This is a genomic window from Ahrensia marina, assembly GCF_001293565.1.
Taxonomy (GTDB): domain Bacteria; phylum Pseudomonadota; class Alphaproteobacteria; order Rhizobiales; family Rhizobiaceae; genus Ahrensia; species Ahrensia marina.
Genome location: NZ_JXMU01000017.1, coordinates 1 through 22,253 on the forward strand (window position 1 = coordinate 1; position 22,253 = coordinate 22,253).

The 22,253-nt window shown below is 50.3% G+C and carries 27 protein-coding genes; 8 read left to right on the forward strand and 19 right to left on the reverse strand.

What is annotated here, in order from left to right; genetic code table 11:
* The 15 genes from SU32_RS11780 to SU32_RS11850 all read right to left on the reverse strand — a co-directional run.
* Positions 1–391: flagellin N-terminal helical domain-containing protein (locus SU32_RS11780; protein ID WP_483756992.1), on the reverse strand; the 391-nt coding region annotated here is incomplete at its 3' end.
* Positions 392–582: 191 nt separating this feature from the next.
* Entirely contained in the window at positions 583–1,317 is a 735-nt protein-coding gene (gene fliP / locus SU32_RS11785; protein WP_053999577.1) for a flagellar type III secretion system pore protein FliP, read from the reverse strand.
* Positions 1,317–1,835: a flagellar basal body-associated FliL family protein gene (locus SU32_RS11790; protein WP_053999578.1), complete on the reverse strand. Its 519-nt coding sequence runs from the start codon at positions 1,833–1,835 to the stop codon at positions 1,317–1,319. The genes fliP and SU32_RS11790 overlap by 1 nt, the downstream gene beginning before the upstream one ends.
* A gap of 9 nt (positions 1,836–1,844) precedes the next feature.
* Positions 1,845–2,552 (reverse strand): flagellar basal body L-ring protein FlgH, encoded by a 708-nt coding sequence (locus SU32_RS11795; RefSeq protein WP_082376683.1) that lies wholly within the window; start codon positions 2,550–2,552, stop codon positions 1,845–1,847.
* Complete coding sequence (locus tag SU32_RS11800; RefSeq protein ID WP_053999579.1) at positions 2,549–3,088, reverse strand: MotE family protein; 540 nt, start codon at positions 3,086–3,088, stop codon at positions 2,549–2,551. The genes SU32_RS11795 and SU32_RS11800 overlap by 4 nt, the downstream gene beginning before the upstream one ends.
* A complete protein-coding gene (locus tag SU32_RS11805; RefSeq protein WP_053999580.1) occupies positions 3,088–4,194 on the reverse strand; it encodes a flagellar basal body P-ring protein FlgI in 1,107 nt (368 codons plus the stop codon). The genes SU32_RS11800 and SU32_RS11805 overlap by 1 nt, the downstream gene beginning before the upstream one ends.
* Positions 4,191–4,661, reverse strand: coding sequence for a flagellar basal body P-ring formation chaperone FlgA (gene flgA / locus SU32_RS11810; RefSeq protein ID WP_053999581.1), 471 nt, complete (start codon positions 4,659–4,661; stop codon positions 4,191–4,193). The genes SU32_RS11805 and flgA overlap by 4 nt, the downstream gene beginning before the upstream one ends.
* A complete protein-coding gene (flgG, locus tag SU32_RS11815) occupies positions 4,661–5,449 on the reverse strand; it encodes a flagellar basal-body rod protein FlgG (protein WP_053999582.1) in 789 nt (262 codons plus the stop codon). Before flgG ends, flgA begins: the two co-directional genes overlap by 1 nt.
* Before the next feature lie 10 nt (positions 5,450–5,459).
* Positions 5,460–5,759 (reverse strand): flagellar hook-basal body complex protein FliE, encoded by a 300-nt coding sequence (gene fliE, locus SU32_RS11820; RefSeq protein ID WP_053999583.1) that lies wholly within the window; start codon positions 5,757–5,759, stop codon positions 5,460–5,462.
* Positions 5,756–6,175: a flagellar basal body rod protein FlgC gene (flgC, locus tag SU32_RS11825; protein ID WP_053999584.1), complete on the reverse strand. Its 420-nt coding sequence runs from the start codon at positions 6,173–6,175 to the stop codon at positions 5,756–5,758. The genes fliE and flgC overlap by 4 nt, the downstream gene beginning before the upstream one ends.
* Complete coding sequence (flgB, locus tag SU32_RS11830) at positions 6,175–6,528, reverse strand: hypothetical protein (protein ID WP_053999585.1); 354 nt, start codon at positions 6,526–6,528, stop codon at positions 6,175–6,177. The genes flgC and flgB overlap by 1 nt, the downstream gene beginning before the upstream one ends.
* Positions 6,529–6,592: 64 nt before the next feature.
* Positions 6,593–7,126, reverse strand: coding sequence for a hypothetical protein (locus tag SU32_RS11835; RefSeq protein ID WP_144421118.1), 534 nt, complete (start codon positions 7,124–7,126; stop codon positions 6,593–6,595).
* The gene (locus SU32_RS17245; RefSeq protein ID WP_053999587.1) at positions 7,123–8,463 is read right to left on the reverse strand and encodes a FliI/YscN family ATPase; all 1,341 of its coding nucleotides are present in this window, start codon (positions 8,461–8,463) and stop codon (positions 7,123–7,125) included. The genes SU32_RS11835 and SU32_RS17245 overlap by 4 nt, the downstream gene beginning before the upstream one ends.
* Before the next feature lie 6 nt (positions 8,464–8,469).
* Complete coding sequence (gene flgF, locus SU32_RS17250) at positions 8,470–9,189, reverse strand: flagellar basal-body rod protein FlgF (protein WP_053999588.1); 720 nt, start codon at positions 9,187–9,189, stop codon at positions 8,470–8,472.
* A gap of 1 nt (position 9,190) precedes the next feature.
* Positions 9,191–9,964, reverse strand: coding sequence for a DUF1217 domain-containing protein (locus SU32_RS11850; RefSeq protein WP_053999589.1), 774 nt, complete (start codon positions 9,962–9,964; stop codon positions 9,191–9,193).
* Between the two features lie 145 nt (positions 9,965–10,109).
* On the opposite strand from SU32_RS11850, the gene motA reads away from it, so the two are divergent.
* The 7 genes from motA (at position 10,110) to SU32_RS11885 (ending at position 17,021) form a co-directional block, all read left to right on the forward strand.
* Positions 10,110–10,964, forward strand: coding sequence for a flagellar motor stator protein MotA (gene motA / locus SU32_RS11855; protein WP_053999669.1), 855 nt, complete (start codon positions 10,110–10,112; stop codon positions 10,962–10,964).
* Between the two features lie 5 nt (positions 10,965–10,969).
* Entirely contained in the window at positions 10,970–11,857 is an 888-nt protein-coding gene (locus tag SU32_RS11860; RefSeq protein WP_053999590.1) for a FliM/FliN family flagellar motor C-terminal domain-containing protein, read from the forward strand.
* A gap of 16 nt (positions 11,858–11,873) precedes the next feature.
* Positions 11,874–12,317 carry a FliM/FliN family flagellar motor switch protein gene (locus SU32_RS11865; protein ID WP_082376685.1) on the forward strand — a complete coding sequence of 148 codons (444 nt, stop codon included), beginning with the start codon at positions 11,874–11,876 and terminating at the stop codon, positions 12,315–12,317.
* 9 nt (positions 12,318–12,326) lie between these two features.
* Complete coding sequence (locus tag SU32_RS11870; RefSeq protein ID WP_082376687.1) at positions 12,327–13,325, forward strand: FliG C-terminal domain-containing protein; 999 nt, start codon at positions 12,327–12,329, stop codon at positions 13,323–13,325.
* A 13-nt stretch (positions 13,326–13,338) separates the two neighbouring features.
* The gene (locus tag SU32_RS11875; protein WP_053999592.1) at positions 13,339–14,427 is read left to right on the forward strand and encodes an EscU/YscU/HrcU family type III secretion system export apparatus switch protein; all 1,089 of its coding nucleotides are present in this window, start codon (positions 13,339–13,341) and stop codon (positions 14,425–14,427) included.
* Complete coding sequence (locus tag SU32_RS11880; protein ID WP_053999593.1) at positions 14,427–14,897, forward strand: hypothetical protein; 471 nt, start codon at positions 14,427–14,429, stop codon at positions 14,895–14,897. Before SU32_RS11875 ends, SU32_RS11880 begins: the two co-directional genes overlap by 1 nt.
* Before the next feature lie 258 nt (positions 14,898–15,155).
* The gene (locus SU32_RS11885) at positions 15,156–17,021 is read left to right on the forward strand and encodes a methyl-accepting chemotaxis protein (RefSeq protein ID WP_053999594.1); all 1,866 of its coding nucleotides are present in this window, start codon (positions 15,156–15,158) and stop codon (positions 17,019–17,021) included.
* A gap of 17 nt (positions 17,022–17,038) precedes the next feature.
* Here SU32_RS11885 and SU32_RS17590 read toward each other — a convergent pair whose 3' ends face one another.
* Both SU32_RS17590 and SU32_RS11895 read right to left on the reverse strand, forming a co-directional pair.
* Complete coding sequence (locus SU32_RS17590) at positions 17,039–17,806, reverse strand: helix-turn-helix transcriptional regulator (protein ID WP_281175887.1); 768 nt, start codon at positions 17,804–17,806, stop codon at positions 17,039–17,041.
* A gap of 147 nt (positions 17,807–17,953) precedes the next feature.
* A complete protein-coding gene (locus tag SU32_RS11895; RefSeq protein WP_053999596.1) occupies positions 17,954–20,722 on the reverse strand; it encodes a methyl-accepting chemotaxis protein in 2,769 nt (922 codons plus the stop codon).
* Between the two features lie 346 nt (positions 20,723–21,068).
* Here SU32_RS11895 and SU32_RS11900 point away from each other — a divergent pair, with 346 nt between their 5' ends.
* Positions 21,069–21,572 (forward strand): GNAT family N-acetyltransferase, encoded by a 504-nt coding sequence (locus SU32_RS11900; RefSeq protein ID WP_053999597.1) that lies wholly within the window; start codon positions 21,069–21,071, stop codon positions 21,570–21,572.
* Between the two features lie 60 nt (positions 21,573–21,632).
* Here SU32_RS11900 and SU32_RS11905 read toward each other — a convergent pair whose 3' ends face one another.
* Positions 21,633–22,040, reverse strand: coding sequence for a F0F1 ATP synthase subunit epsilon (locus SU32_RS11905; RefSeq protein WP_053999598.1), 408 nt, complete (start codon positions 22,038–22,040; stop codon positions 21,633–21,635).
* 5 nt (positions 22,041–22,045) lie between these two features.
* On the reverse strand, positions 22,046–22,246 hold the full coding sequence (locus tag SU32_RS11910) for a hypothetical protein (RefSeq protein ID WP_053999599.1): 201 nt from the start codon (positions 22,244–22,246) through the stop codon (positions 22,046–22,048).
* Positions 22,247–22,253 lie beyond the last annotated feature (7 nt).

Consider the following 22,253-nt stretch of genomic DNA (forward strand, 5'->3'; position numbering starts at 1 on the left):
CACCGGAGAATGTCGCTGATTCAGCAATGCTTGTTAGCTGGTTTTGAAGTTCACCAATTTCAGACTGGATTTTAGAACGGTCAACACCAGGCTCACTGGCAGCAACAAGCTTCGACTTGATTTCGTCAACAACGTCCAAAGTCGCGTTGATACCTGTGTAGGCAACGTCAACTTTCGCAGCACCAAGACCCAAAGCGTCCTGAACTGTGCCAAGAGCTTTTGTGTCTGAGCGCATTGTTGTCGCGATAGACCAATAAGCAGCGTTGTCACTGGCTTGAGCAACCGCTTTACCTGTAGAAATACGGGCCTGTGTTGTTTCAATAGCAGAATTTGTAGACTGCAGGGATTTAAGCGCAGTCATCGCTGCAGTGTTCGTCAAAATACTGGACATAAATTGTCCCTTTCAAAAGATACTCAAAGAAGGGACATGCCGGATATCCCGGTTCGATGGACAGGCATCATGCCATAGCCAACCGGGCCACCATCGATGCTTGGGAAAATGGTGGATAAAGTTTAACAAAAACAGAATGGGAAAAGCCTTGGGAGAGAAAAAAGCTCAAGCAAGGCAATCGTGGTAAACAGTTAGATAACGGATCGCACCAGATTACCAACCAAAATATTCCACCCGTCAATCATCACAAAAAACAATATTTTAAACGGCAGTGACACAACCGACGGCGGTAACATCATCATGCCCATTGCCATAACAATGGTTGCAACAATCAGGTCGATCACCAGAAACGGCAAAACAACAAGAAATCCAATTTCAAAGCCGCGGCGAATTTCCGAGATCATAAAGGCGGGAATCAGCACACGGATATCAACGACTCCGGCAGAATTTTGCACATTCTGTCCGCGTTCTTCGGCGAGTTCGGTAAAAAGACCAATGTCCTTGTCGCGAACGTTTTTTTCCATGAAGCCGCGAAATGGTTCAATCGTGCGCTGGAACGCTGTTTCTTCGTTAATCTGCTCGGCCATCAAAGGTTGAATACCCGTTTCCCAGGCCTCGTCCAGAACTGGAGACATCACATAGAATGTCATGAATAGTGAAAGGCTGATCAGAATAATATTCGCCGGCGTTGATTGTAGTCCGATACCGGCACGCAGAATGGAAAACACAATAACAAAGCGCGGAAAACAGGTGACCATCACCAGAATACCCGGCGCAATAGCAAGCACCGACAACAACCCGAAGAGCTGGATGATCTGACCGCTCGTCTGTCCGCCCACAGGACCAAGAACATTCTGCGCAAAAGCAGCACTGGTCATCGCCATAAAGGCAAAAAAGGTCAGAAGAAATGTGTTAAGGTTGCGCATTATTGAACAATGAAAGCCCTGACCAAAACACGGCCCGCTTCTCCGCCGCTAATCAGCCGGGCCCGTTCATTCAAATCCTCAAGCATGTGCTCGAATCCGATAGCGCCTTCCAGATTACGCAGCTTAACTGTTTTCATATAACGTAGAAAATTATCGTGAATTTCAGCGGTTACATCGGCAGAAGGCGCATCGTTGAACAGCACTGAAAATTCCGCCCTTACCCAGACTTCCGACGGATCACTTAAATTCGTCAAAATCGGATCAAGCGCAACAACCGCCATGGCGGGTTCATCAGACTTTCGTATGGCGGCAGCAGCATTGGCGGTGTTGGCAGCTTGAACATCAACAGGTGCAGCGCTCGCATTCGCCTCTATCATCGGCGACACATAAAATTTCGAGAAGCTGAAACCCAAACCGCCCGATAAAGCCAACAAAAGAACCGGCACAATGATCGCTGAAACCATTGACTTCTTTTTCTTCGGCTGCTCGTCCGTCTCGATCAACAAAGGATCTGCCATGTCACCCACCTATAACGGAAGCAACATGTCGAGTGCCTGCTGGCCATAAGGTGGCTGCTGGACCTCGGTGATGCGGCCTTGACCGCCATAACGGATACGGGCTTCGGCAATTTTTTCATATGGAACAGAGCTGTTCGGTAAGATGTCAGACGGACGCACAATACCTTCAACCGTCAAAATGCGTTTCTCCGCATTCACAACGATTTCCTGTGTGCCGCGAATAACCAGATTGCCGTTAGGCAGCACTTCCATCACAACCGCCGCAACGGCAACACTTAACTTCTCCTGACGCGTAGTACCGCCACTGCCGTCAAAAGTTGTGCCTGAATTCAAGCTGCCGTCAATTGAACCGGAAAATCCACCGCTGGTGCTTGCGCCAAGGCCAAGCGATTTGCTGGATGTGCGCTGCCGGTCCGAACGGTTATCAAATTGCGCCCTGTCATTAACAACAATGTTAACGGTCAAAATGTCACCGCGGTTCATGGCTTGGCGCCCGGTAAACAGCGAGGCCGCGCTTCTGTTCCACGTCGAATATTTGCGCGGCGTATCAGGATACATTGCACCGAGTTCTTCTTTGGTATGGGCCTGATATTGCGCATCAACGCTCATCGGGCTGAGATCCGGTGTCCGCCCGATTGTCTTTGGCTGAACCATGCAACCGCTCAGAGCCACAGTAACTGCGACAGCTCCCACCATATGCGCGCTAAGTTTTATCATTGACGTACTGCTGTTGTTTTATCGCTGGACGCAGCCATAATACTCGTGACCATGGAAGCTTTTCTCGGCTCCATTTCACTTAAAATAGCAGCCGCCACGCGTGATTTTAATTTCATCAGAAGCGCAGCCGACAGACCGCCTTCCATATTGGCCAGACGTTCAGCCGCAGAATCAGGCGGCATATTGGCATAGACGTCGACCACCGAAGAACTTGCCATGCGCGCAAATTCTTCGCGTTTTTCAACCCAGACCTTCAGTTCGCTCTGCTTGTCATCAAGAAGTTTGATGCGCTCTTCCAGCTCGGCTTTCAGCTCTTCGAGCTGCGCCCGTTGCAACGCATAGCGGCGTTCACGCGCTGAATCTTCAATATTGGCGCAGAAAAGTTCGAGTTCCTTGTCAGAGCCGGGTGCGACATTGGACACAAGGCTTTTTTGCACTGTGTTCACTGTCGGCTTTTCTTGCGCTTGCGCTGTTAACGCCAGCCCTGCAAATACCACCGGTGCAATAAGAAGTGATTTTGTCAGAGAATTAAACATTACTGCACCACCAAATCCGCCTGCAATGCGCCGGCATTTTTAATCGTTTGCAAAATGGCGATTGTTTCACGCGGGCCAACGCCGAGCTGGTTAAGCCCTTCGACAAGTGAATTGAGGCTTGCGCCATTGACAATTCCCATGCCGGTGCCCTCTTGCGTAACCTCGATATTGGTCAATGGCTCAACGGCTGTCTCACCAAGCGTAAACGGATTTGGCTGGCTGATTGTCGGTGTCTCGGTTACCCGCACAGTCAAGGCGCCATGGCTGACCGCTACCGGCGTGACACGCACATCCTGACCAATAACAACTGTACCCGTGCTTGAATCCAGAACAACACGCGCCGGTGAATCAATGGCGATCGGCAGCGCCTCGATAGAGGCCACGAAACGCGCTGACGTAATGTTTTTAGGCTTGGTCACCAATACGGTCCGCGCATCAACTTCGCGCGCGGTGATACCGCCATAATTGTTGCGCGAAAACTGGTTGATTGCATCAGTAATTGCCACAGCTGTGGTGTAGTCGGGATTGCGCAATTGCAACGTAATCTGGTGCACTTCGTGCCCGTTCGATTGCACTTCTTTTTCAACAATCGCCCCGTTGACAATACGGCCCGAAGTCGGTGTTCCTTGTGATACAGATTCGGCCTGCCCACGGGCAAAAAAGCCGCTCGTTGAAACCGGTCCTTGCGCTACAGCGTAAATTTCGCCGTCACCGCCGCGCAAAGGTGTCATCACAAGCTGCCCGCCTTCAAGCGAAGAAGCATCACCAAGCGATGACACATCAACATCAATGCGCGATCCGTGGCGCATAAATGCCGGAAAGTTGGCGGTTACGATAACAGCCGCAACATTGTTAAGCCGTGCCCGTCCGCTTTCGGTTGCGATACCAAGCGAATCCAGCATCGAGCGCATGGACGTTTCCGTAAATGGCGCATTGCGCAGGCTGTCGCCTGTGCCGGGCAAACCGACCACAAGGCCATAGCCGATAAGCTGGTTGTCACGCGCACTTTGCAACGTCACGATGTCTTTAATACGCGACTGGGCAAATACCTGCGAGGCGAGAGCAACAACAATGAATGTGGCGGCAACCCATTTGAACATTTTCATAGGGCACTCACATAGATTGTACCGTCATCGGAAATACGGCCGGTAATAATACGCGCACTATCTTGGTTGCGGATGCGGATAACATCGCCAATGATACCGTCCTGAAGCGCAACGCCCACCAATGAAATGCTTATTGTTGCGGTCTCATATACAACGCGTACATTCTGACCGGCTTCAACAATATTGCCTTCGATAACAGCACTTGGAAGGATCAGGCGGTTGGGAAGAATAGTTTTGGTTGCAACCTTGCCCACAAGAGCATCAAGAGTTTGTATTGAGCGGGCCGCATTGGGCATTTCGCGCTTTAGTTCAACAATCTTGACCATATCCGCTTCAATGGTCTGACCCGGATAGATTACCCGAACGGCAGTGGCAACGCGTTCAACAGAATATGCCGGCATGACAGCCAGCAATCCTGTGAGAACACATAGGGATAAACGCGCAATACCGCTCCGGCGCATAATCATTATCTCAATCCGTTAGAAACAACACCGGCCATTTGGTCGGCAGCCTGAATAACTTTCGAGTTCATCTCGTAGCCGCGCTGTGCAGCGATCAGCTCGGTAATTTCCTTGACCGGATCAACGTTGGAACCTTCAAGATAACCTTGCTGGATTGTCGCATAGCCAGGATCACCCGGCACGCCCACAAGCGCCTCGCCGGAGGCTTCAGTTTCTGCAAACTGGTTGCTGCCCAGTGCTTTGAGGCCGGCATCATTGGCAAAAGTTGCCAGTGTCAATTGACCCAGTTCCTGCATCTGGATCTGGTCATCAAGGCGGGCAAAAACCTGACCCGACTGGTTGATGACCACTTCAACAGTGTTTTCCGGAACGGTAATATTCGGCTGAACCGTATAACCGTCTGAAGTAACAAGCTGGCCCTCGGCATTGGTATTAAACGCGCCTGCGCGGGTATAAACTGTTTGCCCTCCCGGACCATCGACCTGAAACCAGCCATTGCCTGTCAACGCCACGTCCAATCGGTTGCCGGTGCTTTGAAGCGCGCCTTGAAGATGCACGTTACGCACCGCTGCTGTGCGCACACCAAGACCGATATTGGTACCTTCCGGCACAATGCCCGCATTGGCGCGTGTTGGCGTTCCTGCCGCACGCTCCGTTTGATAAAGCAGGTCAGAAAATTCCGCCCGCGCGCGCTTAAAACCGGTTGTGTTCACATTGGCAATATTGTTGGCAATCACTTCAAGATTGGTCTGCTGGGCATTCATACCGGTTGCAGCAATAGAAAGGGCTTTCATGAAATATTCCTCAGATCGACATTCTTGAAATTTCGAGATAGGCGGTCACGATTTTATCGCGCACGGCAATGGATGCCTGAAGCGCCTGTTCGGCCTGCATAACAGCATCAACAACCTGGCGCGTATCGGCATTGCCCATCAAACCCTGAACCGCGGTTTTATCGGCTGTGCGAACAGATGAAATCGTATTGGCCGCCATGTCGGACAGAACTTCACCGAACGACATTTGCGAGCTGATGCTAATTGTTTTGGCTTGGCCTGTGGCAGCACTGGATGCGCTGTCCCCAATTTGACCGATTGCTTCAATCATCGTCCTGACCTCATAAGTTCAATAGTCATACCGATCAGGTCACGTGCCTGTTTGAACACTTCCAGATTGGCCTGATAGGAGCGGTTGGCTTCACGCATATCCGCCATTTCAATAATCGGATTCACGTTGGGCATTTTGACATAGCCTGCATCGTCTGCTGCCGGATGCCCGGGATCAAACGTTGTTTGAAATTCGCGCCTATCGCCGGAAATACCGCTGATACCGACGGAAGAAGCGTCGCTTTCACGAAGCAAAATAGTTTCAAAATTGACCAGTTTGCGCTGGTAAGGATCGCCGCCTTTAACCTCGCTGGTCGATTGTGCGTTCGCAAGGTTTTCAGAAACAACCCGCATACGCAGCGATTCAACATCAAGACCGGCTGATGCGATTTTCAGACTTACTGCTAGATTATCCATTATGGTTTCACCGTCATGAGAAGCATCCGGTGGAAAGAGGATGTGATCGCTGTGTTCAGTTCCGTCTGGCTACGCACCTGAGAAGATTTTGCCAGTTCAGCTTCAAGTGAAACGCCTTTACCCGAACTTTCAATCGCAACATCACCAATGCTGCGCGTACCGGTCAGATGGTTGACGTTTGTCAGTTCCATCTTGTTGGTTACGTCGTTCAGCGTGTCGGCAAAAGAAGCCGTATCAAGCGCTTTGTAGGTTGTGACATTCGCATTAGCGATATTACCTGCCACGGTCGCTTGACGCGCAGAAAGCCATTGCGCATTCGTGGAGGCAATTGAAAATATGGATGTTGTTTCCATGACATTCCTCTTAAACTATGAAGAATGTAGCTGAATGAACTTGTCTGTAGCTTGTCGCCGGAGTTTATTTTTTTTGTCCGGCGCGCAGCACCACATACCGATTCGTCACAAGGCGGCTTTCACCGTCCTCTTCAATCAGCGCCCGCACCCGCGCACCGCCCGGCAAACGTGATTGCCGGCTGACAATATAGATGCCGTCATCGCTCATAATCATGGCGCGGCGTTTATCACCGGCGAGTAACTGCACATCCTTGGCGATAATCTTCGGCATTGGCGTGTCGACAGCCTTGACCGTTTCACCGCCAACGGTTCCGGTCATAATCTGATCGACCTCCGGCAGCGGATTGGCAGGCTTAAAGCGCCCATCCGCCAGATCAAACAAGGCACGTCCGCCGGCCATATAGGCCAGACTGTCTTCCGCGCCCGGCTGCTGACGCGAGAATACCATTTCAGGCGGCGCATAACGGGTTGGATTGGTATAAGCGTCAAACGGCAGGAACAGCGACCAGCCTGTGACGGTAACAAGAAACACGCCCAGCCCCACATCACCGCGGTCAAACCAGGGCTTTTTATTTTTTGATGAGCGGTTAGACATCATTCGCTTCCCGTTTCCTGCTTAAGATGAGCCGCCATATCGGCAAACACGTCGCTTGATACCGGATCATCAATACCCTGTTTTAAAAACTCATAGATGACCGGAACAAGCGAGACCGCATGATCAAGGTCCGCATCAGCGCCCGGTTGATAACCGCCCATCATTCGCAGATCGCGGCTTTCCTCATACAATGTGACCATCGCCTTTAATTTACTGACAAGTCCGCGCTCGCTATTGCTCCACACCTTCGTGGCCAGCCGCGAAATAGAAGCCGCCGGATCAATCGCCGGAAGCCTGCCGCGATTGGCCAGGCCGCGGTCCAGCACCAAATGTCCGTCCAGAATACCGCGCAAACAATCCGAGACCGGATCATTGTGATCATCACCATCAACCAGAACCGTGGCAATCAGCGTCACCGAACCGTCCGATCCGGTTTCGCTCGGACCGGCCATTTCAAGCAGACGCGGCAGTTCGGTAAACACCGATGACGGATAACCGCGCGAGACCGGCGGCTCTCCCAATGTCACCGCAACCTCGCGCAAGGCATGGGCATATCGCGTCAGCGAATCAACAAGGCAAAGCACCCGCTTGCCTTCGCGCGCTAAATCCCGCGCAATTTCCATTGCGGTCAGCGGCGCACGTTTACGCATCACTGCGCTTTCATCGCTTGTCGCCACCACGATAATGGATTTTTGCAAACGCTCCGGGCCAAGCGTATCTTCCACAAATTCGCGAACCTCGCGGCTGCGCTCGCCAACCAGCGAAATAACAACAGCCTGAAAATCATCCGTTTTGGCAAACATGGCCAGAAGTGTTGATTTTCCAACGCCGGAACCGGCAAAAATGCCGAGCCTCTGGCCAACGCAAATCGGCGTAAAGATATCAACAAGGCGGATACCCGTCTTGATCGGCTGGTCCACTCGGCCGCGTTTCATCGGCGAGAAATCGTTGACTACCTCTTCGCGCGCCGGAGCAAGCGAAATCCTGCCGCCTTCATCAATCGGCTCTCCGAGCGCGTTGACGACACGTCCGAGCATTTCTTTCGCGTTACGCTTTTTTACACCGTGATCAATCAGCGCGGCAGCGCCCGGCGAGATACCGCCCATCGGCTCACAGGGAACACCAAGCGCGCTTTCATCCGAAATTTTGACGACTTCAACACGTGTGCTGCCACCGCTATGCAGCAGCTTGACCATATCACCCAGCTGCAAGTGGGAAGGCATGCCTTCAAGAAGAGCGCTATTGCTATGAAGGCTTTTTACCCGCCCGCCAAAGGCAACCGGTTCGCTTAGAAAATTTCCCGCCGCGACTGTATCAGCAAGCTCTGTCAGGCTGGCCATAATTTATCAGCGTCCAAAGCTACGGATCAGTTGCTGCAAAGACTGGTCTGACTGTTCGGACAGAGCAACCGATTGTTCAAAGCTGCGCTGCACCGTGATCAGGCGGGTGATCTCCTGTATGGGATTGACATTTGACTGTTCCACATAGCCCTGCATGACGCCTGCTTTGGACTGGTCCACCAAAGGTTCAGTGGTTGCATTGGCGCGAAAACCGGACGGACCATAGCGTTCAAAATCAATACCCGGTTCAAAGCTGAACAGGCCGACACCGCCGACAATATTACCGTTTTGTGAAATAACACCATCACCGGCAATATCAATCTCACCGGCAGCAATGTTAATCTGGATAGGTGCGCCGCCACCATCAAGAACCGCATCACCGCCCAGAGTGACCAAAGCGCCCTGATCATCCACTTTAAAGCGGCCATCACGCGTCATGACATTAACGCCGTTGGATCGCACCTGAAACCAGGCATCACCCGAAATAGCCAAATCAAGCGTATTGCCTGTTTTTTCAAGTCCGCCTGCGCGGTCGCTGATGATTTCGTCACCTTTGGAGACCATTGATATGCGCTGATCGTCAACGCTCTTTAGCACTTCGTCAAACGTGATTTGCGTTGCACGAAAGCCAACGGTCCGGCTGTTTGCCACATTGTTCGCAAGGCTCGTTAGCCGTTCTTCCATGGCCACTTGCCCGGTAAGGCTGACGGTTAGTCCATCTTGCATATTATGTACGCCTCAATTGTTGGATTTGCAGCATCGTGTTCATATCAATACCAATTGCACCGGCCTGTCCGAACAGCAGACCAACGCCGCCTGCGTCTGTTGTTTGCGGATTGTTGATGTCATAAAGTGCGGTGAATTTTTGCAGGAATTTCTCAATGCCTTCGGCGCTTTGAAACTCTTCCAGATCGAGTTTCTCGGATATCATTTCTACTTGCTTATCCAGATCAAGCGCGGCTGTTGATTGTGGTATACCAAGGGCCGTACGAACCACTGTGGCAATGGCCGGTTCGGCCAGTATTTGTAGATAGGATGTTATGTTTGGTGCTTTGCGCTCGAAATAAAGAGCGAGACGGACACCTTCATTATCCTGGCTTTCTTCCAGAGTCTGGCGCAGATATTTATCAACGACCTCACCTTGCGCTCTATCAAAAGAGGTCGCAGCGCTGCCAAATGATTCAAAGTTAAATGCCTTTGCAAATTCGCGGTAACGGGGGTCGGATAATGAATTGGCGAAGCTGTCATCATCGCTGATGCCTTCGTTCAACACCTTCTCCATAAACGCTGTCGCATAGGTCATTTCACCAAGACCGAAAGCCTGCATGGCAAATGCGAATACCCGCCGGTCGGCTACAAAGTCTTCCACGTTCTTGATAGTCTGGATTGTCTTGCTGAAATATTCAACTTCCCGCGCTTCAAAAGGCTGCGCAGCAACGCGCGATATCGCAGAAGGTATATCGCGGCTTAAATTTTGATAGGACGTAAGGGTGCCAACCATGAAAGCGCTCCGGTTCAAACTGCCGGCAGGCTAGCGGCATCTGCTTGCGCGTAGCTGAACTGATAAAAGCGCTGGCACGACTACCTAAAAACAGTTTGAAGCAAGGTTTGCGTGTCATCTTGCGGCGAAACCATTGGAGATAGATGTGGGCATTTTAATCGGCATGATCGTTACTCTCGGCTGCGTGCTGGGCGGTTATATGGCGATGGGCGGCAAATTGGGCGTCCTCAATCAACCTTTTGAATTCGTAATTATTGGCGGTGCGGCAATCGGCATTTTCCTGATTGCCAACCCAATGTATGTTGTTAAAGACACAGGCAAATCGCTGGCCGAAAGTTTTAAAAACTCGGTTCCGACGAGCGAGAAATATCTTCAGCTTCTTGGCCTTCTTTACCAGCTGCTTCGCGAACTGAAGAACAAGCCACGCAACGAAGTTGAAACTCATATCGACAATCCGGATGATTCGGAAATCTTTCAGGGTTATCCGCTGATTCTCCAGGAACCTGATCTAACGGGCTTCATCTGTGACTATGTGCGCCTTATCATTGTCGGCAATGCCAGACCGCACGAAGTCGAGGCGCTGATGGAAGAGGAAATCGACACCATCAAGCACGACAAGATGAAAGCCTATCACGGCCTGCAGGCAATGGCGGACGGCCTGCCCGCTCTCGGCATTGTTGCCGCGGTGTTGGGCGTGGTCAAAGCGATGGGCGCCATTGACCAGAGCCCGGAGATTTTGGGCGGCCTAATCGGTGCGGCTTTGGTTGGTACATTTGTGGGTATCTTCCTGTCCTATGCGGTTGTCGGCCCGATTGCGACAAGCGTTAAAACCGTTCGTGAAAAGAACATCCGTTTGTACTTCGTCGCCAAGCAAACCCTTATTGCCTATATGAACGGCTCACTGCCTCAGGTGGCGCTGGAATTCGGACGCAAAACAATTTCGCACCATTACCGGCCAACACTTGATGATGTTGAAAACGTCTCCATGGGTGGTGGTTAAGATCAATGTCTATTGCAGTGGCGACCCCTATCAATAGCGACATGCCGGATGTGTATAAACGCATCCTTCGGCAAAAAGGCGAGCACGAACACATTGACAAGCTGGTCAGTGCGGTGTCCTCGCGCTTTCAATCTGCGCTCAACACCAATTTTAAAACCTTAGGCTATGAAATTAAATGGCGCGTTGAAGGCACAGCCAAAAGCTTTGATTTCCGCAATTCAAACGATACTGCGTTTTTCGGCTTTAAGTCCGACAAGGGCAGAGTTCCGGCGGCAATGTGTGTGCTGCCTCAACAAGGATCAATGCTTGTCGACATGATGCTGGGATCAGATCCCGAGCTTGAAAGCGACGCCAGCGCGACAGCCCTGACAGAATTTCAGGAAACCATTCTTATCGAGTTCGGTAATTTGATGGCAGCAACCATTGAATCCGTACTCGACCTGTCATCGCGGTTAAGTCTTGATAAAATGACCGGCCAGACGACACAAAACGGACTTGGCGATCACGCAAGCTTTGCCATGACAGTTCAACATGGCAACCAGTCCTACACATTTGAGGTTTTGCTGTCTCAGAGCGCGATACTGAAATTGAATTTCCGGGAAAAGGAACCAGAGCCCCCGCGTGAAAACAAACGTGAAATATCGCCGGAAAAAGACATCGATATCGAAATTCTTGGTGTTATCCACCTTTCCGAGATGACATTGAGAGATGTTGCCAAGTTAAAACCCGGTGCAACGCTTTCTTTGGGGGATAATAAAAAGTGCCAAACCACACTTTCCTCTAAGGGACGCAAGCTTCACAAATGCCAACTCGGGCAAGATGAAACTTCATACGCATTACTGGTCGAAGAAGCGCACGAGCCGATTCAGTCGATTATAACTTCAGCCGTTTAGAAGGCGAACAAATATTATGGCAGATTTAAAGGCAGATAGCCCCCTCGATATGGACCTGGAACCACTGGAGCCGCTGGAAGAGCCAAGCGTGCTTGCAGATGCCGAAGAGCCGGCATCCTTTGTTGAATCCGATCCGCTGAATGAGGCAATCAACGAATTGCAAAAATCAATTTCTGATGATGAACTTGATGGTGCGGCGAGGAAATATACAGGCAAAGCCAATTATAATAAGAGCGTCTTTGATGTTCCTGTTGAAGTGCAGGTGATCATTGGCTCAACACGCATGTCTGTATCGCAACTCATGGCACTGGAACCAGATACCGTTGTCACGCTCGACTCCAAAGTCGGCGAACCGGTTGATATTGCTGTGAACGGCAAAAAAATTGGTGAAGGCGAATTGGAGATCGACAGTCATGATCCTAATTCGCTTTGCGTCCGTATCGTAAAACTTGGCTCGTAAGATTTACTCATGGTAAAAGTTTACACACTCAGCAGACCACAACGCGCCGCTGCCATTCTCGTAGCAATGGGTAAAGAGCGTGCCGGCGTTGTTTTGAAAACATTCAAAAGCGACGAGCTGCGTGTGATGATTGACGCCGCCCATACATTACAGACAATCCCGCAGCCTGATCTGGAAAAGCTGGTTCAGGAATTCGAGGCAGAATTTACCAAAGGTGTCGGCCTGATTGATTCGGCTGACACGATGAAGAATATCCTCAATGACTTTATGAGCGATGATGAACTGAAAGATTTCATCAAGCGCGAGCAAATGGATAATTCTGAAAAAGAAACCATCAACATTTGGGAACAGCTGGAAGAGACAGAACCGGAAAAGGTTGTTGCTTATCTTGAAAAGCAGCCGGCCCAGCTTGCATCCATTATTCTGAAACGTCTTCAACCCAAGACGTCGGCGTCTTTGCTCAAACAATTGCCTGAAGACAAGCGCAAAAAGACAGTGGCGCGTATGCTTTCTTCGCGCGACATCAGCGACCGTATGCTTGAGGCTATCGAGAAAAATCTGCGTGAAGAGTTCAAGCCTAATCCAAATGCGGGCGGAATGCGTGAGTCAGCATCCAAAATGGCTGACATTCTCAACGAGATGGACAGCGAGACATGCGATATGATGCTGGCGCAGATGGAAGGTCAGATCGATGACAAGAAGCTGGCGCTGGTTAAATCTATGATGTTCCGCTTTGAAGATGTGGTGCGCATGGCTACCGAAGACCGCACCAAGCTTTGTGACGGCCTACCGCAGGAGCTGCTCACAAATGCATTGTACAAAGCAGATAAAAGCGTCATGGAAGCTGTGCTTTCCAGCCTTGGTCAACGCACACGCCGGATGATCGAATCCGAAATAAGCGACGACGTGAAAATACAGGAAAACACCGTTCTCCAAGCCCGTAAATCAATCGCGACACTAGCCCTGAAAATGGCCGCTGAAGGCCAGATTACTCTGCCGGAAAAGTAGGGGTCGCTAGGTCATGTCCGACGATCAAGACAAAGAACAGAAAACCGAAGACGCTTCAGAACAGAAGATCAAAGACGCATTGGAAAAAGGTCAAACCCCTGTTTCCAAAGAGCTGTCGATCTTTTTCAGTCTTCTGGTCATACTGGCCGTTACCGTGTTCACCATGTCGGGCAATATGGCGGCAACTGGCGAACAGCTCGCCGGGTTGCTTGACCGCTCAGGTGAAATCCATCTTGTGTCCAGTGACGATATTATGGAGCTTGCCAATGTCTGCATCTCCATCGGCATCATTATCGCCGCCCCGTTCTTTGTCGGCTTGATGCTCGCCGGTATTGCCAGTTCTGTTTCCCAGAACCCGCCGTCAATCGTATGGAAACGCGTAACCCCGCAACTATCCAGAATTTCATTGAGCAAGGGCCGCGAGCGTATTTTCTCCGGCAAGGGTTTCATCGAGTTTTTGAAATCCGTTGCCAAGGTCGGCATCTCTATCTTTATCGTTTACCTCCTCACATCCAATTTTATCGAAGGTTTGATAACCGGTCTTTATACGCGGACCGCCGATTTTCTGAACCACCTCCAGATTGAGCTGATCGGCATCGTTTCAGCGATTTTGGTGACCATGACCGCCATCACTGCGGTTGATATTTTCATATCGCGCAAACAATGGCTCGATGATTTGAAGATGACCAAGCAAGAGGTCAAAGACGAAATCAAGCAGGCAATGGGCGACCCGCTGCTGCGTTCACGCCAGCGCTCTATGGCTCTGGACCGCTCGCGCAATCGAATGATGGCGGCAGTGCCGACAGCAACTGTCATCATCGCCAATCCGACACACTTTTCTGTGGCCCTGCGCTACCGGCCGGATGAAGATCCCGCGCCTATGGTTGTCGCAATGGGACAGGACATCATCGCGTTGCGCATTCGTGAAATTGCAAAAGATCATGAAGTGCCTGTCATTGAGAATGTGCAGCTCGCACGCGGTCTTTATAAAATTTCGAAGGTCGACCAGCCAATCCCGCCAGAATTTTTCCAGTCCGTTGCGCAAATTATCGCATTTCTTAGAAATCAAACCGCCAAAAGCCAGAAAATGGGTCTCGCTTAATGAATGAAATGACGCTCCATTCCAAGATTGAAGCCCAGCTAGCGGCGACATTGCGCGGGTTTATAGCCGAGCTCAGGCTCGTCGATCTGTCCCACTATATCGGCTATATTCAAATGGAGCGTTTCGATTGCCTGACCGATATTGTCGAAGAGGCCTCGCAGCTGTTTTTTGCGCCTGGCTTTCTGCATTTAGAAGAAGTCGCGTCAGCAACATCGGATTGGGGCACAGAACCCTATGTGTCGCTGAATATCAGCTTTAACGGTGCCCGCGCACGCAACATAACCAACATCGTGCTGTACGACACTTATGCGACCGTTAAGCTGCTCCACACATCGTCAGCCGACAGCGGTTTGAGCGATGAGGAAATTGAAGATTCTTGTCGCCGCGAGATTGAAGAAAATTATCTGGGCAAGGTGCCGCTGGGCGCCTTGGGCCGATTGCCTGCATTGGGCAGTTCCGGTTTGCTGTAAGCCAGAACAGCAGGCATTAATACCACCGGCTACAACCCTGAGACGTCTTTGCACGCTAACATTTTCCTAGTGTAAAATCGCCTATTACTCTTAATACTACAATAACGATTGTAGGTGACGGTTCTAATTGCCGGCCAAGATGTATTGGCTCTGTCCTATCTACTCAGATCATGAGGATTGCGGTGGAAGGCCCTGTCGCGACGGGCGCCTGACGGCGATACGCGGCATCAATAATTCTTCATTTCTACGGAGATATTCATGATCGCGTTTAGCTCAAAACACAGTAACAATGCCGTATCAATTCTGGCTGCCATTGATAAATCAGCCGCGTGCATCGAATTTGACCCACAAGGCAATATTCTCGACGCTAATGAAAATTTTTGCAAAGTTACCGGCTATGATCTGAAAGAGATCGTCGGCAAACATCACAGCATGTTTGTTGATAAAGCATATGCAGAATCTAAGGAGTATCAGGATTTCTGGCAAGATCTGCGCAATGGTAACTTTAACAGCAGTGAGTTCAGCCGCTTTGATAAAAACGGCAAAGAGTTTTGGATCAGAGCGACCTATAATCCGGTGACGGACAACCGTGGCAGAACGAAAAAAGTTGTCAAACTCGCCTACGATATCACCAAGGAAAAGAATGAAGCGTTCGACAATGCCGCGCGGCTGGACGCCATGTCGAAATCCTCCGCGATTATCGAGTTTAACATTGACGGCACAATTTTGTGGGCCAACGAGCCGTTTTGCCAAACGCTCGGCTACAGCCTTGAGGAAATTGTCGGCAAGAAACACTCAATGTTCGTGCATCCCGAGTTTGCGCAGTCACAGGAATATAAGGATCACTGGACAACGCTTCGCAGTGGTCAATGTGTAAGCGGTGAGTTCAAGCGCATGGGTAAAGGCGGGAACGACGTTTTCATCCAAGCCAATTATCACCCGACAAAAGATTCCCGAGGCAATATTGTCAAAGTCATCAAGTTTGCAACCGACATTACACCGCGCCTTTCTGCAATTGAGAGAATTGGTCAAAGCCTTCAGGCGCTGGCGACCGGCGATCTAACGGCAAACATTGACGATGTGACATTTGAAAATGACATGGAAGGTTTGCGTCAAAACCTAAACCATGCACTGTCCCAATTTTCTTCGGCGTTCAACGGGGTATCTGGCGCATCAGGCTCCATTCGCACAGGTATTCGAGAATTTGTGACGGCATCGGACGATCTTTCCCAGCGCACCGAACGCCAGGCGGCTACACTTGAAGAAACAGCTGCCAATCTCAACAATATCACCGAGAATATTCGCCTGTCGTCCAAAAGCGCCGAAGAAACACAAACCGTGGCAAAAGAAGCGACCAAAGACGCCAAGCGTAGCGGAGAAGTTGTGGAGCGCGCTCTGGATGCGATGCGATTGATCGAAGGGTCAGCGACGGAAATCAGCAAGATCATCTCTGTTATCGACGAAATTGCTTTCCAGACCAATCTATTGGCGCTCAATGCCGGCGTTGAAGCGGCGCGCGCGGGTGATGCAGGGCGCGGTTTTGCGGTGGTGGCAACCGAGGTTCGCGATCTTGCCCAGCGTTCGGCCAGTGCTGCCAAGGAGATTGAAGCACTCATCTTGAAATCCGGCCAACAGGTGAAGCAAGGCTCCAAGCTGGTCGATGAAGCCGGCGGCGCCTTGAAACGGATCTCGCAGCAGGTTGTGCAGATCAGTGAGGCCATTGACGGTATTGCTGCGCGCAGTTCCGAGCAGGCGGGCACTATTAGCGAGATCAACCTTACCGTAGGCGAAATTGAGAAAGGTACACAGCAGAACGCTGCAATGGCGGAAGAAGCAACGGCGGCCTGTCACTCTCTCAACACCGAAGCGACGGAACTTGAGAAACTGGTTTCCAAGTTCAAAAGCGGACAGACTGTAAGCCACCGTGCGGTTTCACTTGCTGCCGTCGCTGCGCCCAAGCCTCAGGCAAAACCAATTGCTGTCAGCGAAAAAGTGCCAGTAAAAGGTGCAGAAACCCGATCAGAAAAACCGCAGGTCAGGCACAGTGAAAAACCGGCGCCAGTACCCGAGAACTATGTGTCAGGCAATGCGGCGGTTGATATGGACAATTGGGAAGAATTCTAGACCGGCACACTCGGCACCTAGGAAATAATGGTCAGGTCAATCAAGCCCAGCTTTATTGCTTTCGATACGGCATGGGGCCGGTTGACCGCATCCAGTTTGTCGCAAACCATACCCAAATAACGGTTCACCGTGTGCTCTGACAACGTTAAAATCTTTGAGATTTCATAGCTGGATTTTCCGTTCGCGCACCACAGCAAACATTCGCGCTCGCGCATTGATATCTTCTTTTTCAATGCGCCATCATTTTCACCGGCCGCATTCGCTTTGGCTTTTATAGCCGCGAAACGCCCGGCAACAGCCATAAAGAAATGCGACACCAGCGATTTCAATCGTTCATAGGTCGGCTCATCCAAACGCTCGGCATCTGTACCTATGAAGAAATTAAGCTGCATGTCATCAAGACGCACCGGCACCATCACCACCCGGCGATATTCTAATGTTGCAAAATCACTTAAATATTTTTGCAAATCCGCATCGGTGTTATCGCCATAAATGCTTTTGAGAGCGTCTATATCAATAGGTTCGAATGCTTCCGGACGATTGATAGGCAGGCGTCCGGCCGCACACATGCGCAGTGTTTCGATTTCGAATGATTGCTCTAACGCACAATAATGAACCGTGGCGCTGTCTTCCGCTTTCGGGCTAGTTCCTGCAACAATCAGGGCCTGCCATCCATACTCGCTTAATGTGTCGGAGAACGCGTTAAATGCTTTGGATAAGTCTGACGTTTCCGTCACGCAGGCCGCAGCGCTTTGTATGTCTTTGGATGTTACGATGGAAGTCACATGCGCAGTCATATCGGCAAACGGTGTCTTTTATCCTTCAGTGATAAACACAAACCATTATTACACATGGTGCAATAACGGTTCATGTTTGAACAGATATAGCGAATCTTTATGACACTAACTTACGCCCATAGTCGAAATGGTCAACTATGAAGCCTTTTGCCACTCTTCATCATCAGAATGCGTCTGCGCATCGCCTGAAACATTAAAGCGTGAAACCATGGTCAATAGGTCCGAAGCCAGTTCCGCCACTGTTTGCGTAGCTGCATTGGTTTCTTCAGCCATTGCCGCGTTTTGCTGTGTGGATTGATCGAGCTGCCCGATAACGCTGTTTACTTCTTGCAAATCTTCCGATTGCGCCGTTGATGTGGAAGCAATCAATTCAATCAAGGCATTAACCGACGCAATGTTTTCTTCGATTGCTGTGATTGATGTACCGGTCGACTGAACAAGGCGGACACCGTTTTCAACTTCCTGACCGGATGTTGAAATCAAACCATCAATCTCTTTGGCCGCAGTGGATGCACGTTGGGCGAGCTCGCGCACCTCCTGTGCCACGACCGCAAAGCCAAGTCCGGCTTCACCGGCACGGGCAGCTTCCACACCCGCGTTAAGAGCGAGCAGGTTGGTCTGGAATGCAATGTCTTCGATCATGGAAACAATAGTCGCAATCTTGGCGGATGTATCTTCAATACGGCCCATAGCCTCAATTGCTTGAGAAACCACATCTGAAGCCTTGCGGGCATGATCTTGCGACTGAACACCCATCTGGCTGGCTTCCAGCGCACGTTCGGATGAAGCTTTAACCTTATTGGTCACCTCGCCCAATGTACGCGCAGCGCCTTCAATATGGTTTGCCTGATTTTCGGTACGCTCGGCAAGTTGTGACATTGCGGAACGCAATTGTGTGGTGCCTGAGCTTATATCGCCGGTATTATGAGCAACACGCAGCATCACAGACTGCAAAGTTTCCTGAGACTGGTTAAAGTCACAACGCACAGCATCAAGCGAGCCGTAAAACGGTTTTTCCAGACGGGCACTGAGATTTCCTGCCGCGAGCTCCTTAAGGCCAAAGCCCAGATCATCGACAGCGGCCTGGATTTTACGCGCCTCTTCGGCCTTGGCATTTTCGTTTTCAACGCGCTCTTCTTCAACTTCCTGACGCACTTTTTCAGAGTTGCTTTCAACCTGAATTTTCTCAAGCGCGTTATCACGGAAAATCAACAAGGCTTTGGCCAGCTGGCCAAGTTCGTCGCCGCGGTTGGTATAATTAATCTCTGCGTCAAGTTGCCCTTCAGCCAGCGACCGTGTGGAACCGATGAGTTTGGAAAGCGGGTTCACAATACCGCGATTGATAACGATAAAGGCAACCAGCAATAAGGTGACAAGTGCCGCGACACCAATGGCGATCAGAACATTCGTGCTCCATGTGAGCTGTTCGTTGAGTTGCGATGATGAAGTGGCGATTTCAGCACGTTCGGCAGTCAAAATATCGAAGATGATGCTGTTGATAAGCTTTGTCTCGCGGTAAACATCCGCAACAAGCCCTTCAACCGCTTCGCTGGTATTCAGAACTGATTTTCTAAGCGCAATCAGACCCGTGTCTTCATGGACAAACGCTTTTAGTTTAACCGCATTTTCAGCAGCGTCTTTGTTGCCAACGGCCTCAAGCAATTTAGTCAAACGCGTCACAATAAAGCCGACGCTTTGCTGCATTGTATCGACTACTTTCGGATCGTCCGTCAATGCGCCCTGAACCACCATAGCAGTAAATTGGCGTAATGTGGACATTGCTTCCAAGCTGCTGCGCACCTGCTTCATCTGGATGTCGACCAGATCGTTGATAATGCCTTTGTTTTCCTGCGCCGCTTTCTGTGCGTTCAGGAGCATACCGTTATATTTTTCATCGACAGCTCTTGCGAGTTCTTTTTCTACATCGTCCTTAAGCGCATTAATGCCATCAAGAAATGTTTGTACAGAGCCGGATTTAGGGAAAAAGCTTGCCAGTTCACGCATTTTAATGGCTTCTTCACCGCGATTGGCAAGCAGGTTTAGTTTGCTGGCCGTCTCTTCTGGCAGGTCACCATTTGCAAGAAGTCTCTTTGTTGTGTTGCGAATGCGGATGGAAGCACGGCCCAAAATGGACTTGAACTTACCTTCAAGTTCCGGTTCGCTGAGAGTCAGGAATGTTGAAGCAGCCCCGCCCAATTGTCCGACTTCGATTTGAACGTCCATCAATGTGCGGAATGCGAAAACTTCTGTTTTCATCAACCGGTCAACCAGAGCGCCGGCTTCACGGCCAGCTGTTTGACCACCTTCCTGCAACTCTGAATAAGCCTTACTGATAGCAGGCGACAGCAGAGAGCCAATAAGCGTGTCTGTCTTAAACAATTCCAGCAATAATTTTGATGACTGCGCTTTGATCGACAAATTGCCATCTGTCATTTCGTCCAGCGCGGTCAGCTGTCCGCTAAATCCCTCCACCGCATTGCGTAACTTGGCTATATCTTCTGCTGCAGGTCCTTCCTGAACGCCCGCAGGCACTCTGTCCAACAGGTTTTCAACTGTCAGTGACAACGTATCAAAGGCTTCCTGACGGGTTTCCTGCTGGTCTGCACCAATCAGCTCTGAAGCGGCGATTGTCAATTCCGTGCTCTGGATAGCCAGTGTACCTGCATCCACAAGTGAAGGAACACGTTCTTCATTAATGGCCTTGAATTGGTTGCTTGCTGAGTTGAAGGCATAAACCGCGATGGTAATCGCTACAATCGTCAACAAACCAACAATGGCGATGGAAGCACTGAGCTTTGCCCTCACCCCAAGACTGCTACGATCTGGTTTTTCAGCTGGTTTCTGTGCCTGAGCATTGCTTTTAGATTTACGAGCAAATTTGAACAGATTTTTTGTCAAAGCCATTGATAAAACCACATACGTTCTTGGAATATATAAGGTGAAAAACCGAACGTAAGAGCCTGATCATCCGGCAAGACGGTTTCACAGCCTCATTAGCATCTGATTTCCGGAGGGACATGCTGCGTAAAGCGAGCGTTTGGCGAAGGTCATCGTCAACTTTACAGTTGCCGCCATGACAGACGCTGCCATCGAAGCACTAAAAATTAGTTAAAATTGATCATGCCCTGTTAACATTTACGCTGGTCAACGAACGGAAATGTACTGACACAGAATTTCAGGAACCCCGTGAGTTTTCGCAGTAAATATGTCATATTGTTAAAGTATGGGGTTTTAACAAACGGGCTTTACTATGATCCTCGACAAAACAGTTTTTGCACCGACGACACATGCGCAAATGACAGCAGTGAAAATTATTCACGAACGTGCGTTTGAGCGCAGCTTTGAAGCTGAATTAGTCGAATCTCTTTTATTTGATAAACGTGCCACACTGGACATGGCGGCAATTATTGACGGGCAGATCGTCGGCCATGCTTTGCTGACGGCGCTGGACGGACAGGACGGTGCATTGGCTCTGGCGCCATTGGCAGTGGACCCCGACTGGCGCGATTTTCTGATTGGCACCGAACTGGTTCGCCGTTTGATTGATGATGCGAAAGACCAAGGCTGGAAAAGTATCTTTGTCCTTGGCGATCCGGTGTATTACGGACGCTTCGGCTTTAGCTCAGAACTTGCCGACTGTGTGGACTGTGTTTTTCAATGCCGCGAGCTTCAGGCTCTCGAGCTTGAAGAAGGCGCACTGGCCAATGTTTCCGGCCCTTTGATCTATCCGCCGCAATTCAGCGCGGAGCCTTGATCACACGCATAAAAAAGCCGCCCGGTGGGCGGCTCAGATAAAGCATATCGCTTGAAACGCTTATGCAGGCAGAATTTGCTGGTTAAGGGTAGTCAATTGGGCAAGATAGCTATTTGCTTTTGCTTTGGCCTCGCCCTCGGCAGCAGAGGCAACCTCTGCTTTCGCAGCCTCAATACGCGCATCAAGATCAGCTTTGTTGACATCGGCAACAGAAACCGCGGATTCTGCCAGAACTGTGCAGGATGTCGGCAGCACGTCGATGAAACCGCCAAAAATGACATATTCTTCTTTTTTGCCTTCAGCAGTTGTCACTGTGGCAACGCCGGGCTGCAACGTTGACATTGTCGGCGCGTGGTTAGCCATAACAGTGAAATAGCCGTCGCTGCCAGGCACAACAACTTCCGTTACCTGTTCTGACAGTAGCAAGCGCTCTGGTGAAACCAACTCGAATGTAAATGCGTCAGCCATAAAAATTACTCAGTTTCATGTCGTGGCAAAAATGAACCCAGCAGTCCTAGTGAGGCACCGGCCAAGGTACCGACAATCAGATTAACCGCCACTGAATTATTGTAGGTCAAACCGAAAAACTGGTCGAGCGTATCCGGTCCGATAAGTAGTCCGATAAGGAAACCGGCGAATGCAAGTTCAGCAATTAATTGCAACTTATTACCCATCACCGTT

Excerpts from the sequence above, each read along its gene's own strand:
- fliP (WP_053999577.1), bottom strand. The coding sequence starts at position 1,317 with ATGCGCAACCTTAACACATTTCTTCTGACCTTTTTTGCCTTTATGGCG.
- SU32_RS11790 (WP_053999578.1), bottom strand. The coding sequence starts at position 1,835 with ATGGCAGATCCTTTGTTGATCGAGACGGACGAGCAGCCGAAGAAAAAG.
- SU32_RS11795 (WP_082376683.1), bottom strand. The coding sequence starts at position 2,552 with ATGATAAAACTTAGCGCGCATATGGTGGGAGCTGTCGCAGTTACTGTG.
- SU32_RS11800 (WP_053999579.1), bottom strand. The coding sequence starts at position 3,088 with ATGTTTAATTCTCTGACAAAATCACTTCTTATTGCACCGGTGGTATTT.
- SU32_RS11805 (WP_053999580.1), bottom strand. The coding sequence starts at position 4,194 with ATGAAAATGTTCAAATGGGTTGCCGCCACATTCATTGTTGTTGCTCTC.
- flgA (WP_053999581.1), bottom strand. The coding sequence starts at position 4,661 with ATGATTATGCGCCGGAGCGGTATTGCGCGTTTATCCCTATGTGTTCTC.
- flgG (WP_053999582.1), bottom strand. The coding sequence starts at position 5,449 with ATGAAAGCCCTTTCTATTGCTGCAACCGGTATGAATGCCCAGCAGACC.
- fliE (WP_053999583.1), bottom strand. The coding sequence starts at position 5,759 with ATGATTGAAGCAATCGGTCAAATTGGGGACAGCGCATCCAGTGCTGCC.
- flgC (WP_053999584.1), bottom strand. The coding sequence starts at position 6,175 with ATGGATAATCTAGCAGTAAGTCTGAAAATCGCATCAGCCGGTCTTGAT.
- flgB (WP_053999585.1), bottom strand. The coding sequence starts at position 6,528 with ATGGAAACAACATCCATATTTTCAATTGCCTCCACGAATGCGCAATGG.
- SU32_RS11835 (WP_144421118.1), bottom strand. The coding sequence starts at position 7,126 with ATGATGTCTAACCGCTCATCAAAAAATAAAAAGCCCTGGTTTGACCGC.
- SU32_RS17245 (WP_053999587.1), bottom strand. The coding sequence starts at position 8,463 with ATGGCCAGCCTGACAGAGCTTGCTGATACAGTCGCGGCGGGAAATTTT.
- flgF (WP_053999588.1), bottom strand. The coding sequence starts at position 9,189 with ATGCAAGATGGACTAACCGTCAGCCTTACCGGGCAAGTGGCCATGGAA.
- SU32_RS11850 (WP_053999589.1), bottom strand. The coding sequence starts at position 9,964 with ATGGTTGGCACCCTTACGTCCTATCAAAATTTAAGCCGCGATATACCT.
- SU32_RS11860 (WP_053999590.1), top strand. The coding sequence starts at position 10,970 with ATGTCTATTGCAGTGGCGACCCCTATCAATAGCGACATGCCGGATGTG.
- SU32_RS11865 (WP_082376685.1), top strand. The coding sequence starts at position 11,874 with ATGGCAGATTTAAAGGCAGATAGCCCCCTCGATATGGACCTGGAACCA.
- SU32_RS11870 (WP_082376687.1), top strand. The coding sequence starts at position 12,327 with ATGGTAAAAGTTTACACACTCAGCAGACCACAACGCGCCGCTGCCATT.
- SU32_RS11875 (WP_053999592.1), top strand. The coding sequence starts at position 13,339 with ATGTCCGACGATCAAGACAAAGAACAGAAAACCGAAGACGCTTCAGAA.
- SU32_RS11880 (WP_053999593.1), top strand. The coding sequence starts at position 14,427 with ATGAATGAAATGACGCTCCATTCCAAGATTGAAGCCCAGCTAGCGGCG.
- SU32_RS11885 (WP_053999594.1), top strand. The coding sequence starts at position 15,156 with ATGATCGCGTTTAGCTCAAAACACAGTAACAATGCCGTATCAATTCTG.
- SU32_RS11895 (WP_053999596.1), bottom strand. The coding sequence starts at position 20,722 with ATGGCTTTGACAAAAAATCTGTTCAAATTTGCTCGTAAATCTAAAAGC.
- SU32_RS11900 (WP_053999597.1), top strand. The coding sequence starts at position 21,069 with ATGATCCTCGACAAAACAGTTTTTGCACCGACGACACATGCGCAAATG.
- SU32_RS11905 (WP_053999598.1), bottom strand. The coding sequence starts at position 22,040 with ATGGCTGACGCATTTACATTCGAGTTGGTTTCACCAGAGCGCTTGCTA.
- SU32_RS11910 (WP_053999599.1), bottom strand. The coding sequence starts at position 22,246 with ATGGGTAATAAGTTGCAATTAATTGCTGAACTTGCATTCGCCGGTTTC.